Here is a 13,343-nt window from a genome sequence, read left to right as displayed (position 1 = left end):
GATTATTATATGAGAAAATTAATTTTCTGCATTTAACTTTTCAAAGTAGGACTGAGTTTTTTCTAGGATTTTTTCTGAGGCCTTGATATTTCTAAGAAGAGGTCTTCTGATCCCAAGACTTTTCTTTGGAGCTTCCTTTAGGATTATATTCCCCGCCATGGCCGCTGACTTGTTATTATAAAAGGCTATGGCAAGCTTTCTGTTAAGGTCAGAATTTAAATCCTTATTGGTATAAAGAAGCCTTACTAGGTTTACAATCATATCTTCCTCACTTTGAATAGGCTCTTTAGAAAAATTTGCCAAAGTCTTTTTAGATTTGTCCAAAACAGCCTTTGAATTTTCAATTTGCTCGCTAAGGACAGGTCTAATTTGGTCTATGGCTGGCAAATCAGACTCAAGGAGAGTTTGGCCTGCGTTTATAAAAATTTGGTTTTTATAGACAGCATAGGCAAGTTTTTTCTCCTTGCTATCAAGCCTTTCCAAAAGCTTTGCTTCGGAGATTTTCTCCTTGTTTTTATTAGCAATTTCATATTTCTCGTAGGCCTTAGCAACTTTTTCTCCAAGCTTATTTATGAGGAGGATTTGGTTGTAGGTATCCATAAAATCATCATTTTCTGTCATGAGACTTATTATATAAGCCTGGGATCCTGTTTCTACAAGGGCGACGTCGTTTTCGATGTGGGCTAGCTCCCCAGTTTTGTTCATGGTTTTATAGGTTGGATTAACATTTTTTAATAATTTAACCCTCTTTGTAGAAGAATTGGACAAGGAAACTGCCATATCTTGGCCAATTTCACTATCATTTCTATAAATCTTATACAAGGCTATAGTTAGGTCCTTAGCATTGGCGGTATTTTCCTCGCCTTTGCCTAGCATCAGTCTATTTAAACTTGTCCTGTCATTTTTTGTAAAGGATTTTATATAGGAATTTACTTCCTCAAAACCACCTATTTCCTCAATTAGCCTATTTGTCGCATCATTGTCTGATAGGCGAAGGCTTAGATCAAGGTCTTTTTTGATTTCTTCTGTATAAATCATCTGGCCATTTTCAACCTTTTCTAAAAGAGCTAGGCCTATGAAGGGCTTAATGGTAGATGCCGCTGGCAAGGTATCTTTGTCGGCATTTGCCATGTAAATATTGATATCACTTGGTCCGTAAACAGTTTTTATATTTACCTGATAGTAAAACTTGCCATCAATAGTACCTTTAACGGCTTGATAAAGATCGTCTTTAAGGATTTTTTCATCATCACTTGCAAAAGATTTTCCAATTAAAGTCAAATTTATCAAAGCAAAAGCACAAAGAATCTTAAATATTTTTTTCATAATCTTACAAATCTCCCAAAGCAGTTTTAAAAATTCGGCCTAGGATTTCCTTGCCTGGTTGGTCATCGGTTGTAAAAATTATGCTGATATAAGAACCTTCATCTTTTACGGCTAGGATTTTAGGATTTGAAAAATGTTTACTAACTATAGGAAAGACCGCCTTGTCAAAAGGCACAGACAAGCTATATTCGTCTATTTCATCGCTTATCTTATCCTCAATATTGAAGCCTTCAAAGCAAAATCTATAGGCAAAATCGTCAGTAAATTTATCAAGGCTTTCACTTGCATCATAATAATTGTTGACACAAGTTAAAAGAGTCTTATAATCTTCCTTATTTTTCTCCATAGTGGTTGCAAATAGTGCACCCATATGCTTAAAAACAGCATCAGATTTTTCTGTAAGGGTAAATCCATCTTCATCCTTATATAAGTATCTTTTTTCAAGAAGACTTGCCACAATTTCCCTAGAATCGTCGATAAAATATCCATCTATATCGTAAATTTCTTCTTCACCACAAGTATAAATTGTTGAGTAATAAAGGCAAAATTCAAATTCCCCTATTGTTAAATCGTAGGCTGGCGCGATGAAAGAATAGAGATTTCTCAATTTTTCCTTGATTTTTTTATGGTTCTTGTTAAAGTCATCCATCAACATCACAAAATGTGTGAAGGCCTCGCCGTCCTCCATTTCATCAGCATCCAAGTCTCCCATTTCAATCACATCCGAAAAGTCTTCCGCATTTACAAGTAGACTTGTCTTAACCCTTCTAGAATTCATAGTGTATTCAATTTCTACAAGGTGCCTGCCATCTTTTAGGTAGTTTTCAACCATATCGTCAAAATCTTCCTCAAAGTTTTCATCATCTTCATCAAGGTCATCAAAGGAAGGCTCCTTATATTCATCAAAATTAATTATAGATAGGTAAGGGTATTTCTCATTTAAGGCTTTTTTAAGGTCCCTCACTAATTCATAACGCCTGGTATATTCAGGATCTAGGTCACCATCAGCTTTTATATCCAATATGTACTTATCATTTCCCAAAATCCTCAAATCATCAAAAAGGTAATTTAACTTATCAATCACGTCTGTATAGGCAAAATCAACCAAGTCTTTGCCACGACCAAAATCATCAAGGAGGCTTGATAGCCTTTTATCTAGGTCTTTTGCAAGGTTTTTTGCCTTTTGGGTGTGTAAATATGAATAATAGTAATTGTCATCACTTTGATTTTGAGTTTCTATTTTCAAATATCCCTTATCAACCAAAGATAAAAATTCTTCCAAAACGTCTTCTCCCTTAAAAAACCCACTAGAATCAAGGTTTTTAAAGATTTCACTCCTCTCAAAATGAATACTATCTATTAAAAATTCAAGTTCACTTAGGCTTAGACCATAAACTGCCGCAAAAAATTGCAAACAATGGCCGATTTCATCTTTTACAAAATTATATCTTTCAGCGACATCAAAGATGTGGGCCAGGTCGGTTTTAAAATAAGAATTATTCATGCTTGCCTCCTTTATCCTACTAATAATTTTATCATAATTTGCAAATAAAGGGAATTAAAGACAAAAAAACGGCACCCTAAGGTACCGTTTGATCCTAGATTCTATTTAATTTTCTTATAGCCGATTCCTGCACCAATTAGAGTAACAAGAGCAAGGCTTGTGCCTACTAGACCGGTTTTTGGGTTTTTAGCAGACTGTTTATTCTTTCCTGCCATTACTTCTTCGATTTTTATAATCTTTCCAAATTGGGCTGGATAAGATGTGAGAACTACATCATTTGTGAAAATCTTATATTCCTTGCCTTCTTTGATTGTAAGTTTACCGAAGTCTTTTTTAGGAACAAGGTACTTATCTTCCTTGTTTGACTTTCTATAAACAGTCACACCATCTTGGTCGATTTTTTCTACTACAAAGATGTCAGAAAGAGTTTTTTCCTTAGCCTTTTCTTCTTTAGCTGGTTTTTCCTTAGATTTTTCAGGTGTTTTCTTTTTATCAGCAGGCTTTTCTGCCTTTTTTGGAGCTTCTTTTTCTAGCTCTGCCTTTATTACTTTCGCAAATTGGGCTGGATCTGAAGTTAGGATTTCTTCTGATGTTTCTATTTTATAAGTCTCGCCTACTTTTGGCATAGCTTTTCCAAAGTCTTTTTTAGCTATATTATATTTGCTATCTTTGTTATCTTTTTCGTGAACAGTCACCATATCGTCGGCAACTTTTTCTACAACATAAGATTTCACCATAGTTTTTGCTGGCATCTTCTTTTCTACAATTGAGAAAATCTTGCCAAATTGAGCTGGGTAGGATTTTAGAGAAATATTATCAGATGTAATAGTAAAGACCTTGCCTTTTTCGACTTTCATATCCTTAAATTCAGATTTTGGCACATTGTAAAGATTTGATTCGTTTCCTACTTCATAAAGGGTGACGCCTTCTTCGTTGATTTCTTTAACAACAAAATCTCTTACGACCTTTTCTTCCTTAGGTTTTACTTCACTTATTTTGTGGATTTTTGTAAATTTAGCTGGATATGAAGCGTAAAGTACATCATCTGCTACAATTTCCACTTCTTTTCCTTCTTTTAATTCAATATCCTTAAATTCTTTCTTAGGAACATTGTAAAGGTCATCAGGATTTGATTTAAGGTATAAATCTACTCCTTCTTCATTTATGGTCTTAATTACATAAATATCAGAAGTAACGTGGCTTTCCTTGCCTTCAATAACCTTATAAACCTTGCCAAATTTTGCTGGATCTGATTCTAAAATTTCCCTATTTGTATAAAGGGTGAAAATCTTACCTTCTTTAAGGTCCATGCCCTTAAAATAAGATTTTGGAACATTGTAGACATCAGCTTCGTTATTAACGTCCACAATATCAACCCCTTCTTCATAAATTTTCTTTACCTTGTATTCTGCAACTTTTGGATTTGTAATAGGGTCTTCTGCTTCGATTTCATTTACTTTTTGATCATTTCTCATTTCGCTAGCATAGGCGCTATTAATCAACATAGCTGACACTGCTAGGGCTAGTAATAATTTAGATTTTTTCATGACACCCTCCTTAAAAATTCTTATATTAGTGTCTTCTTAACTATATAATACCCAAAAAGGTGTTAATTTTGTGTTAAATTTGTAGAAATTTTGAAAGTTTTTTTAAAGTTGTATATTAATAAGAGAGAATAAATAAAGAGAGGTAATTATGAAATTTATTTCATGGAATATAGATTCACTAAATGCTGCCCTTACATCTGATTCTGCAAGGGCTTTATTGAGCCGTTTGGTTTTAGATAGGCTTGTAAAAGAAGATGCTGATGTAATAGCCATCCAAGAAACCAAACTTCCTTATTCTGGCCTTAGCAAAAAACATGTGGAAAAACTTGCTGAATATTTCCCAGAATATGATTATGTTTATAGGCAAAGCGAGGAGCCTGCGAGAAAATCTTATGCAGGGACTATGACCCTTTACAAAAAAGGTCTAGAAGTAGAAGCATCCTTCCCACAAATTGGTGCACCTTGTACTATGGATTTTGAAGGCAGGATTATCACCCTAGAGTTTGATAATTTTTATTTCACCCACGTCTATACACCAAATGCTGGTGACAAATTAGTAAGACTTCCTGATAGGCAGGTTTGGGATAGGCTCTATGCTGATTATCTAAAAAGTTTGGATCAAAATAAGCCAGTAATAGCAGCTGGTGACTTTAACGTTGCCCACAAGGAAATTGACCTTGCAAACCCTGATAACAACCACGAATCAGCTGGTTTTACGGATGAAGAAAGGGAAGGCTTTACAAATCTTCTTGATAAAGGATTTACAGACACCTTTAGACACATCCACGGCGATGTGGAAGGTCGCTACACTTGGTGGGCCCAAAGGGTTAAGACAAGTAAAATCAACAACTCCGGCTGGAGGATTGATTATTTCATAGTTTCAGATAGGATTAAAGACTTAATTACAAATTCGGACATGATCGACTCTGGCGAAAGACAAGACCACACACCAATTGTTTTAGAAATTAATATATAAGAAAAAAACCTTGAAGGATCCATTTTTATGGTCTTCAAGGTTTATTTTTATTTGCAATGTATTTTAATTTTTAAATAGATTTTACACTCTTAATTTTTTATCACCCATGTAAACTTCATCAATAATTGCAGATCCTAGGCATACTTCTCCGTCGTAGAAAACTGCGGCTTGGCCTGGGGTTACGGCCTTGGTGTCGTCATAAGTCACTTCTACCTTGCCATCTTCAAGGACTTTCACATGGGCCCTTATATCTGCTTGCCTATACCTAAATTTGGCTGTGCAATCAAATTCCTTTGGACTTTCCTTATCAGAAATTGTAGAAAATTCTGACCCGTATAGCTTATTTGAAAATAAAAGCGGATTATTTTTTCCCTGGCAGACTAGAAGTTCGTTTTTCTCAAGGTCTTTTCCATAAACAAACCAAGCTTCTCCCTCACCGCCTATGCCAAGTCCACGTCTTTGGCCGATTGTGTGATACATCAAACCGTCGTGTTTTCCCATGATATTGCCTTGGGTATCGACAATATTACCTGGCTGGGCTGGAAGGTAGTGGGATAAGAATTCGTTAAAATCTCTTTCACCAATAAAGCAAATTCCTGTCGAATCTTTCTTATTAGCAGTTGCAAGTCCTGCTTTTTTGGCAATTTCCCTTACTTCTGATTTTTGTAAATCTCCTACTGGAAATAAAACGTCTTTTATTTGTTCTTGGGATAATTGACTTAGAAAATATGTCTGGTCTTTGTTGGAATCAAGACCTCTTAGCATTTTTGTTTCTCCATCGGTCCTGTCAACTCTGGCATAATGTCCTGTTGCTAGATAGTCCGCCCCAAGATTTTTTGCAAAATCCAAAAAGGCCTTGAATTTAATTTCCTTATTGCACATAATATCAGGGTTAGGAGTCCTGCCCTTCTTGTATTCATCAAGAAAGTAAGAAAAAACTCTGTCGTAATATTCTTTTTCAAAATTTATGGAATAATAGGGAATCCCGATTTGGTTACAAACGGCTACTGCATCTTCGAAATCTTCTTCGGCAGTACAAAAGCCATTTTCATCGGTATCATCCCAGTTTTTCATGAAAATCCCTGTCACATCATAGCCCTCTTCCTTCAAAAGAAGGGCCGCAACAGAAGAATCCACTCCGCCTGAGATCCCAACTATTACCTTTATATCTTTTTTATCTTTCATCTAAAGCTCCTAAAACTTCTAATAGCCTGTCAATATCCGCCCTTGTATTTTCAAAACCTAGACTTATCCTAAGTGAATGGCTGGCCCTGTCTGGTCCATAAATTCTCTCAACAACCTTTGAAGGAATCACAGCTCCAGCCCTACAAGCAGAACCTGCGGATACGGCAATCCCGTGCATATCAAGATAAGTTAGCAAAAAGTCTGACCTATAGTCTTTGAAATAAATATTTACGATGTGATCGACTGTCTGATCTGGATTGCCATTTATCTCGTAAATTATCTTTGATTTTCCAAGACTTTCTAGTAAATATCCTTTCAAATCCTTGATCTTTTCCCTTTCTTCAATCATATAAGGAAAAGATTTGGCCATGGAATAAGCGCCCATTACATAGGAAGTGCCTGCCCTGCGGTATTTTTCCTGCTCACCGCCCTTTATAAAAGAAGGGATGTTTTCTCTTGCGTAAAGAATGCCAAAACCATTTATGCCCCCGATTTTGTGGCCAGAAAGAGATAAGAAGTCAATATTCATGGCATTCACATCAATATCCAAATGGCCGTAGGCTTGGACGCAGTCGACGTGAAAGTAAATGTCCTTATCTTTTAGAAACTCACCTATTTCCTTAATCGGCATTATAAGCCCCATTTCATTATTTACCATCATGACAGAAACAAGTTTGACATCGTCAGTGAGTTTTTCCTTTATTTGATCAAGGCTTATGCCTTTTTCGTCTGCTTCAATAATAATGGTGTTTTTAGGATTGTAGGTATTTTCAATAGAGTCGTGCTCGATGTTACTTGTAATTATTTTTTCGTCTTTAAAAGCAGAAAGAACTGTATTATTGGATTCGCTGGCTCCAGATGTGAAAATTATCTGGCTTGGCTTTGCCCCGATGGATTTTGCAATGTCTTTTCTCGCATCTTCCAAAATCTTTTTGGCATCCCTTCCAAAAGAATGGCTAGAATCGGGATTTCCGTCAAATAAGTCCGCCTTACTTAATATTTCTTCTAAAATTTTCTTTCTTTTTATGCTTGTTGCAGCATAGTCAAAATAAATCTTCTTCATTCTCTCAATATACTTTTCTAGGGCTTGTATTCAAGGTTTTTGGCCAAGTAAAAACCGCCCACAGGCGGCTTATCATTATTTTAATTTTTTATAGATTAGTATTATCGGTCCAAAGACATAGGAAACTAGGTGGACGGTCCTGTGTGTTAAGAGAAAAATATCTCCAATTTTCTCATTAACTATATCGTAAACAAAAACCATGGTAAAAACTGAAATACCAAAGTATATAGTTGGTATGATGGCTAATCCTTCAAAAGGATCAACTTTAAAATATTGGGTCATTACTAAATAATATCCACCAAAACCAACAAGTCCAAAAATAAATACTAAAAAATCGTAAAAATCAAATTTCTTTTTCATAAATTTCTTCCTTTCTCATGTTCTTTGTGTAAATAGTTGCTAAAAATATAAAATAAACAAGGACTATTAAATAAAGCGTATCATCAATACCGTCGAGGATAAAATTATAAGTTATTGCAAGGCTTAGTGGCCTAAAAAAGCTAAAAAAGTTTAGGTCTTTTTTTATAAGTTTATTAAGGTCAAAGCAGGCAAAAATTATTAAAAATATTAAAAATAATTTATTTTCCATTCTCTTCCTCCCCAATTTCTAAGCAAATTTTGGCACGTCCTCCATTTTGATTTTCAAGAACAAGCCTTCCTCCCATAGCTTCTATATAAGAATTTCCTATAAAGAGTCCCATGCCAGTGCCTTTTCCGGATGTTCTGCCGTAATTATCTGTATAAAAAAGATTTTTTCCATCTTTTAGGCTTTTTTCATCAAAACCTGCCCCATCATCGGCTACTGTGATTATGATTTGCCCATTTTTCTCATTTAATTCTATCCAAACTGCACTCTTCCTATGTTCAAAGGCATTGGTCAAAAGCTGGCTTAGGGCCTTATCAAACCTTATTTTGTCAATCTTTAGGTAATATTTACTTCGAATATTAATTTCATTTATAAGACCAATTTCCTCTTCCCTCATGTCTTCAAAAAGAGATAAATTTGCCTTTAAATTGGCCAAAAATTCTAGCAGAGAAATTTTTTCTAAGCTTATTTGGTCAATGAATCCCCCACTCACTTCCATCAAATCGTCAATGTAAGCAGCGATTTTGTCGGTCTCACCTTTTATTTTTACAACCCTAGCCTGGTTTTTTAGATCAATAGGCTTAAGAAGGGATAAATTTGTATTTATCACTGTTAGAGGAGTTTTCATATCGTGGGAAATGGCTGCTAGACTTGTTTTGATGAAAGTATCCTTCTCTCTTATTTTTTGGTTTTTATCTTTTAAAGTCTTGGCAATTAGGTCAAATTCTGCTAATTCCAAGTCCTTGTCACAGTTGTCTTTTTTGATAGATTCTTCTAGAATTCTTAAATCATTAAGAATATTTTTGTCGATTCCAATGTAAAATTTCCTTAGAAAATAAAGGGAATAAATCATAAAAACTCCCATGGGAAAATCTTTTTTTAGCTTAAGGGGATACAGGTATTCTTGACCTAATTTGAGGGCAATAATTGTTAATATTCCGTAGACTAAGACCCTTAAAAAATTATCTAAGAGAAGTCCTAGGGCCAAATTCTTTACTCGTTTTTCCACTTATAACCCTCCTTCCAAACATTTTCTACCGGATCATCTGCCCCGATTTCTAGGATTTTCTTCCTAATGTTATAAATATGGGTCACAATCGTCCTCTCTGATGCAGAATCAAAATTATCCGATGCCATAGAAAGAAGGCTCTCTTTAGAAAGGACCCTGCCCTTATTGATAAATAAAATTTTTAAAATCTTTTTTTCCTGACTTGTTAAATAGATTTGACTTTGATTTTTCTTAACCAATCCAGTTTCAAAATCAAAAGTGGTCCCCTTGTAGGAAATTTCTGAATTTTCATTTATCCTTAATTTTGATTTTATCCTAGCAAGTAGGATATCCGGATCAAAGGGTTTTTTGATATAGTCATCTGCTCCAAACTCTAGGCCTTTAAGCTCATCTTCTTTGCCACCCTTGGCAGTTAGGATTATTATCGGCCTTTTTATCTCACTTCTGACCATTTTCAGAAAATCCAAACCATCAAAATTACCCAACATAAGGTCCAAAATTATCAAATCATATTTATTTAATATCAGATAATCGTCAATTTCCCCAAGGTCAAAAAAATAGTCCACCCCATAACCTTCATTTTCCAAGAGGTCTTTGAGGGACTCGACCAGGGCAAAATTATCTTCAATTATACAAATGTCCATTTTCTCACCTCTCCTATATTATAAATGAATTTTATCAAAAATTGGTAAAGACAAGAAAAAACCAGACCCAAGGCCTGGTTAATTTTATTCTTCTATGTCTATTTTCATCTTTGCAAGGAATGTCTCCCCAGCTTTTAGGATGTAAGGTTCTCCGCCCTTTACAAAAGATTTTCCATTGTAGCAAGGCTCCACACACCTGTAATCATCTAGAAAATCTGTCCAAATAGCAAATTTGTGGAAATTTTCTGAAGTGATTTTAATGGAGAAATTCTCCGCCTTAAAGGAAACCTCACTTGCGTCTAGAAAATAAGTATCTTCTAATTTAAAATCTCCAAAATCTAGGCCATGGACTTCAAAACCGTCTCCCGCCCTAAAATATGGGTGAAAACCTGGTGCGACCGGCAAATCTTTGTCAGACTCATTTATCATTTTAATTTCAGCAATCAAAGATTTATCAGAAAGCTCATAAGTAATAAAAGAGTCCATGCCCTCATAGCCACAGGTGCCGGCAAGTTTTAAAATAACTTTATTAGGGCTTTTTTCTACCACTTCCCATTCAAAATCCCTGCCATATCCATGGTCTTTTAGGTCATTTATCTCGCTTGGTCCAAAAGATGGAAGACATGGGTGAGATCCTCCCCTAGTTTTCTTTTTGCCAGCAATTTCTGTCTCAAATTTTGGGAAAAATACATCTTTGCCATCGTAGGTAAATTCTTCTATGTAGGCACCATTTGTGTCTGCGGTTAATCTTGTTTTATCATTTGTTAGTTCAATTTTCATCTTAACTCCTTTTTAAAGGACCATTACCAAGGTCCCAATACTTATTAATATTGCGCCAATTATAGCTTTTTTGCTTGCTGCTTCTCCCAAAATTATGAAGGCAAAAATAATTGTGAAAACCACGCTTAGCTTATCGATTGGCACAACCTTTGATGCGTCAGTCATTTGTAGGGCCTTATAAAAGGCTAGCCATGAAATGCCTGTGGCAAGACCTGAGAGAATTAAAAATACCAAAGTTTTTTTGCTAATACTTCCCAAATCATGCTGGCCACCGACCACAAAAACCATTATCCAAGAAAAGACAAGGACCACTGTAGTTCTAATGGCTGTGGCTAGGTTTGAATTGATGTCGGAAATGCCGATTTTAGCCAAGATTGATGTCAAAGCTGCAAATATCGCTGATAAAAAGGCGTAAAAATATGCCATATCTTCTCCTTAGAAAAAAACTCCCCCATCAAGGGAGAGCCTAATTAGTCTTCGAATTCGTCAGCTAGGATATTTTTTAGGACTTCTGCCTCTTCTGCTGTAAGGGTGATGCCCTTGCTCATCCTAGTGTGGTCTTCGTTCCAGTCTCTGATGTCGTATTTTGGCTCTCTTTCATTCCAGCTAACAAGGTTTAACTCCTTGGTCCAACCCTTTGCATTTGTTGAAAGGATGCCAATATTTTCTACTATATCATATTTAATTGCCATAATTCACACTCCTAGTTACAGTATATGTTTATTTTTTATTTCTTCAATCTTAATTTTTTATCAACATCTTTTTGGACTTGATTATAGTTATAGCCCGCATATTTGAGGCGTTTTTCCCTTTCCTTACCCTCAGCCCAGTGACCGTCGATTATTTCCTGGATAAGGTCATTGTAATTTTTCCTAGACTTACCCTTAATGATTAAAGGATAATCCCTATAAAGAGTATTTAAGTCAAGGTTGCCTGGATAGCCTGCAACCCTACCCTTGTGGGCATATTGCCAGATGTCAAATTCTGTGTCGGTATAGCCTGTAAAACCAACTCCGTCATAATCGGCAATCCAGAAATTGCCCCTGTTTCTTACTTCCCTATTTAGGTGGTTTTTGGCAAAATGTGGGTAGGAATAAATCCCTGCTACATAGCCGTTTCTCTTCATGATATCAAGGAAGGTGTCAGCCACTCTTGAGAGTTCTTCCCTAGAAACCTTGGACTGTCTCATATTATCTTCCATATCCAAAAATATTGGCAAGGAAATGTTTTTGCCCCTGATATAATCAAGAACGTAGTTTGCTTCCTTGGTCGCTTCTTCAACATTTGTCGCCCTTGAATAGTGGTAAAAACCGATTGGCACGTTTCTGGCGTTTAGGTTTTGGTAGTGGCTATCAACTGTGAGATCACGCCTTAGGTAATAGGATTTTTCCCCAGTTTCCTCGTCTTCTTTGAAGGTTGTAATGGATGATCTTAGGATGGCACCGTCAATTTCCTTGGCAAAAACATCGTAATTTACAGCCACAGGATTTTGGTGCTCACTCATATCTACAACCTTGGTATAAACCGCAGTTTTTGGATAGACTACTGGTTTTTTCTTTTCTTCCGCTGGTTTCACGGAAGGATTTTTCTTAATTAGGGCCTCGCGCCTGGCCTTAACTTTTTCACTATCAACCTTAACTCCATTTTTGATTAAGACCTCGTCAAGACTAGTCGAATCGTATTTTACGACATCGCTTGCGTGGGCTAGGCCTGGCAGGCCAATTAAGAAGGCCACTCCTAGGGCCATTATTTTTGTAAATTTCTTCATTTTATCTCCAATACATCGCTTAAATCAATGTGGCAATAGCCAGCTGGGTTTTTCTTCAAATAGTCTTGGTGATAGGTTTCTGCCACCACATAAGACCTTAATTCTTCTACTTCTACTAGGATTTTCCTGTCTGCTTGCTTTTGCTTTTTGCTTAGAAAATTTCTTGCAAATTCCAAATCTTCTTCATTTTCAGAATAAATCCCTGTCCTATATTGTCGGCCTAGGTCATTGCCCTGCCTGTTTAGGGAAAAAGGATTAATTATATAATAAAAATGTTCAAGGATTTGATGTAAAGAAATTTTTTCTTCATCAAAAGTTACTTTGACTGTTTCTGCAAAGTCTGTTTTGTATAATTCTTCATAAGTAGTTGTGGGAGTTTTTCCATTAGCATAGCCACATTCTGTAGCAACAACTCCATCAAGGCCCCCAAAATAGGCATCTACTCCCCAAAAACAACCACCTGCTAGGTATATTTCTTTCATTATTTTCTCCTAAATTTTGTAAAATCTGTCCTTCTTTGACTTCTCCATTTAAAATTCTTAAGTGAAGCTGAAAATGAAGATGACAACAAAACACCAAAGGCAATAGCTGCTGCAATTCCTAGGGCCTTATAAAAATAAGAAAGGGCCACAAGATTTTCATTAGCTATAAAATTTGTCATCGATTTATAAATGGCTTCACCTGGGCAAAGATTGATTATACCTGGAAGGATAAAAACGCTGGCTGGATAATGAAAAACCCTGGCCAAAACCTCTGCTGTTGCAGCCATTACAAGGGCAGAAACTAGAGATCCTAGATATACAGAACCAGTAACTTCCATAGTTATTTTATAGATTACCCAACCAAAACCTGCTGCCAAACTTGAAATATAAATAGCTTTTTTGGGTAAATCAAAAATCAAACCAAAACCAACTGCCGCAATGGCTGAAATTATAAATTCTCTAAAATAAATCAT

General features: G+C 35.8%; 16 protein-coding genes. 1 reads left to right on the top strand and 15 read right to left on the bottom strand.

Translation table 11 applies throughout. The features are described from left to right. Window positions 1–18: 18 nt before the first annotated feature. The 3 genes from K8P03_RS07360 to K8P03_RS07350 form a co-directional block, all read right to left on the bottom strand. On the bottom strand, window positions 19–1,326 hold the full coding sequence (locus K8P03_RS07360) for a serine hydrolase (protein WP_223419930.1): 1,308 nt from the start codon (window positions 1,324–1,326) through the stop codon (window positions 19–21). Between the two features lie 4 nt (window positions 1,327–1,330). Next, on the bottom strand, window positions 1,331–2,830 hold the full coding sequence (locus tag K8P03_RS07355) for a hypothetical protein (protein ID WP_223419927.1): 1,500 nt from the start codon (window positions 2,828–2,830) through the stop codon (window positions 1,331–1,333). 101 nt (window positions 2,831–2,931) lie between these two features. Then, window positions 2,932–4,377 (bottom strand): hypothetical protein, encoded by a 1,446-nt coding sequence (locus tag K8P03_RS07350; RefSeq protein ID WP_223419925.1) that lies wholly within the window; start codon window positions 4,375–4,377, stop codon window positions 2,932–2,934. Window positions 4,378–4,525: 148 nt separating this feature from the next. Between K8P03_RS07350 and K8P03_RS07345 the strand changes: the two genes are divergently transcribed. Further along, complete coding sequence (locus K8P03_RS07345) at window positions 4,526–5,353, top strand: exodeoxyribonuclease III (protein WP_223419923.1); 828 nt, start codon at window positions 4,526–4,528, stop codon at window positions 5,351–5,353. Window positions 5,354–5,434: 81 nt separating this feature from the next. Here the strand turns inward: K8P03_RS07345 and mnmA are convergent, their stop codons facing one another. From mnmA to K8P03_RS07285, 12 genes are all read right to left on the bottom strand, one after another. Continuing rightward, the gene (gene mnmA / locus K8P03_RS07340; protein WP_223419921.1) at window positions 5,435–6,538 is read right to left on the bottom strand and encodes a tRNA 2-thiouridine(34) synthase MnmA; all 1,104 of its coding nucleotides are present in this window, start codon (window positions 6,536–6,538) and stop codon (window positions 5,435–5,437) included. Beyond that, window positions 6,528–7,601, bottom strand: coding sequence for a cysteine desulfurase family protein (locus K8P03_RS07335; protein WP_223419919.1), 1,074 nt, complete (start codon window positions 7,599–7,601; stop codon window positions 6,528–6,530). The genes mnmA and K8P03_RS07335 overlap by 11 nt, the downstream gene beginning before the upstream one ends. A gap of 75 nt (window positions 7,602–7,676) precedes the next feature. Then, entirely contained in the window at window positions 7,677–7,961 is a 285-nt protein-coding gene (locus tag K8P03_RS07330; protein WP_223419916.1) for a hypothetical protein, read from the bottom strand. Then, window positions 7,945–8,190, bottom strand: a complete 246-nt coding sequence (locus K8P03_RS07325) for a hypothetical protein (protein ID WP_223419914.1) — start codon at window positions 8,188–8,190, stop codon at window positions 7,945–7,947. The genes K8P03_RS07330 and K8P03_RS07325 overlap by 17 nt, the downstream gene beginning before the upstream one ends. Further along, entirely contained in the window at window positions 8,180–9,196 is a 1,017-nt protein-coding gene (locus tag K8P03_RS07320) for a sensor histidine kinase (RefSeq protein WP_223419912.1), read from the bottom strand. The genes K8P03_RS07325 and K8P03_RS07320 overlap by 11 nt, the downstream gene beginning before the upstream one ends. Continuing rightward, complete coding sequence (locus K8P03_RS07315) at window positions 9,181–9,840, bottom strand: response regulator transcription factor (RefSeq protein WP_223419910.1); 660 nt, start codon at window positions 9,838–9,840, stop codon at window positions 9,181–9,183. Before K8P03_RS07315 ends, K8P03_RS07320 begins: the two co-directional genes overlap by 16 nt. 84 nt (window positions 9,841–9,924) lie before the next feature. Further along, entirely contained in the window at window positions 9,925–10,620 is a 696-nt protein-coding gene (locus tag K8P03_RS07310) for an aldose epimerase family protein (RefSeq protein WP_223419908.1), read from the bottom strand. Between the two features lie 12 nt (window positions 10,621–10,632). Then, window positions 10,633–11,046 carry an EamA family transporter gene (locus K8P03_RS07305; protein WP_223419906.1) on the bottom strand — a complete coding sequence of 138 codons (414 nt, stop codon included), beginning with the start codon at window positions 11,044–11,046 and terminating at the stop codon, window positions 10,633–10,635. A gap of 44 nt (window positions 11,047–11,090) precedes the next feature. Then, a complete protein-coding gene (locus K8P03_RS07300) occupies window positions 11,091–11,312 on the bottom strand; it encodes a YdbC family protein (protein WP_209771302.1) in 222 nt (73 codons plus the stop codon). A 35-nt stretch (window positions 11,313–11,347) separates the two neighbouring features. Continuing rightward, window positions 11,348–12,388 (bottom strand): GH25 family lysozyme, encoded by a 1,041-nt coding sequence (locus tag K8P03_RS07295; RefSeq protein ID WP_223419904.1) that lies wholly within the window; start codon window positions 12,386–12,388, stop codon window positions 11,348–11,350. After that, window positions 12,385–12,870 carry a peptide-methionine (S)-S-oxide reductase MsrA gene (gene msrA, locus K8P03_RS07290; RefSeq protein ID WP_223419901.1) on the bottom strand — a complete coding sequence of 162 codons (486 nt, stop codon included), beginning with the start codon at window positions 12,868–12,870 and terminating at the stop codon, window positions 12,385–12,387. Before msrA ends, K8P03_RS07295 begins: the two co-directional genes overlap by 4 nt. Further along, window positions 12,870–13,343, bottom strand: a complete 474-nt coding sequence (locus K8P03_RS07285; RefSeq protein ID WP_223419899.1) for a threonine/serine exporter family protein — start codon at window positions 13,341–13,343, stop codon at window positions 12,870–12,872. The genes msrA and K8P03_RS07285 overlap by 1 nt, the downstream gene beginning before the upstream one ends.

Origin of the sequence: Anaerococcus murdochii, from assembly GCF_019957155.1 — a bacterium.
In the GTDB taxonomy this organism is placed as follows: Bacteria; Bacillota; Clostridia; order Tissierellales; family Peptoniphilaceae; genus Anaerococcus; species Anaerococcus murdochii.
The sequence above is the reverse complement of the archived record's forward strand: the minus strand, read 5'-3'. Positions and strand labels throughout refer to the sequence as shown.

Coding starts and splice junctions, on each gene's coding strand:
- K8P03_RS07360 (WP_223419930.1), bottom strand. CDS start 1,326: ATGAAAAAAATATTTAAGATTCTTTGTGCTTTTGCTTTGATAAATTTG.
- K8P03_RS07355 (WP_223419927.1), bottom strand. CDS start 2,830: ATGAATAATTCTTATTTTAAAACCGACCTGGCCCACATCTTTGATGTC.
- K8P03_RS07350 (WP_223419925.1), bottom strand. CDS start 4,377: ATGAAAAAATCTAAATTATTACTAGCCCTAGCAGTGTCAGCTATGTTG.
- K8P03_RS07345 (WP_223419923.1), top strand. CDS start 4,526: ATGAAATTTATTTCATGGAATATAGATTCACTAAATGCTGCCCTTACA.
- mnmA (WP_223419921.1), bottom strand. CDS start 6,538: ATGAAAGATAAAAAAGATATAAAGGTAATAGTTGGGATCTCAGGCGGA.
- K8P03_RS07335 (WP_223419919.1), bottom strand. CDS start 7,601: ATGAAGAAGATTTATTTTGACTATGCTGCAACAAGCATAAAAAGAAAG.
- K8P03_RS07330 (WP_223419916.1), bottom strand. CDS start 7,961: ATGAAAAAGAAATTTGATTTTTACGATTTTTTAGTATTTATTTTTGGA.
- K8P03_RS07325 (WP_223419914.1), bottom strand. CDS start 8,190: ATGGAAAATAAATTATTTTTAATATTTTTAATAATTTTTGCCTGCTTT.
- K8P03_RS07315 (WP_223419910.1), bottom strand. CDS start 9,840: ATGGACATTTGTATAATTGAAGATAATTTTGCCCTGGTCGAGTCCCTC.
- K8P03_RS07310 (WP_223419908.1), bottom strand. CDS start 10,620: ATGAAAATTGAACTAACAAATGATAAAACAAGATTAACCGCAGACACA.
- K8P03_RS07305 (WP_223419906.1), bottom strand. CDS start 11,046: ATGGCATATTTTTACGCCTTTTTATCAGCGATATTTGCAGCTTTGACA.
- K8P03_RS07300 (WP_209771302.1), bottom strand. CDS start 11,312: ATGGCAATTAAATATGATATAGTAGAAAATATTGGCATCCTTTCAACA.
- K8P03_RS07295 (WP_223419904.1), bottom strand. CDS start 12,388: ATGAAGAAATTTACAAAAATAATGGCCCTAGGAGTGGCCTTCTTAATT.
- msrA (WP_223419901.1), bottom strand. CDS start 12,870: ATGAAAGAAATATACCTAGCAGGTGGTTGTTTTTGGGGAGTAGATGCC.
- K8P03_RS07285 (WP_223419899.1), bottom strand. CDS start 13,343: ATGATTTATTTTAGAGAATTTATAATTTCAGCCATTGCGGCAGTTGGT.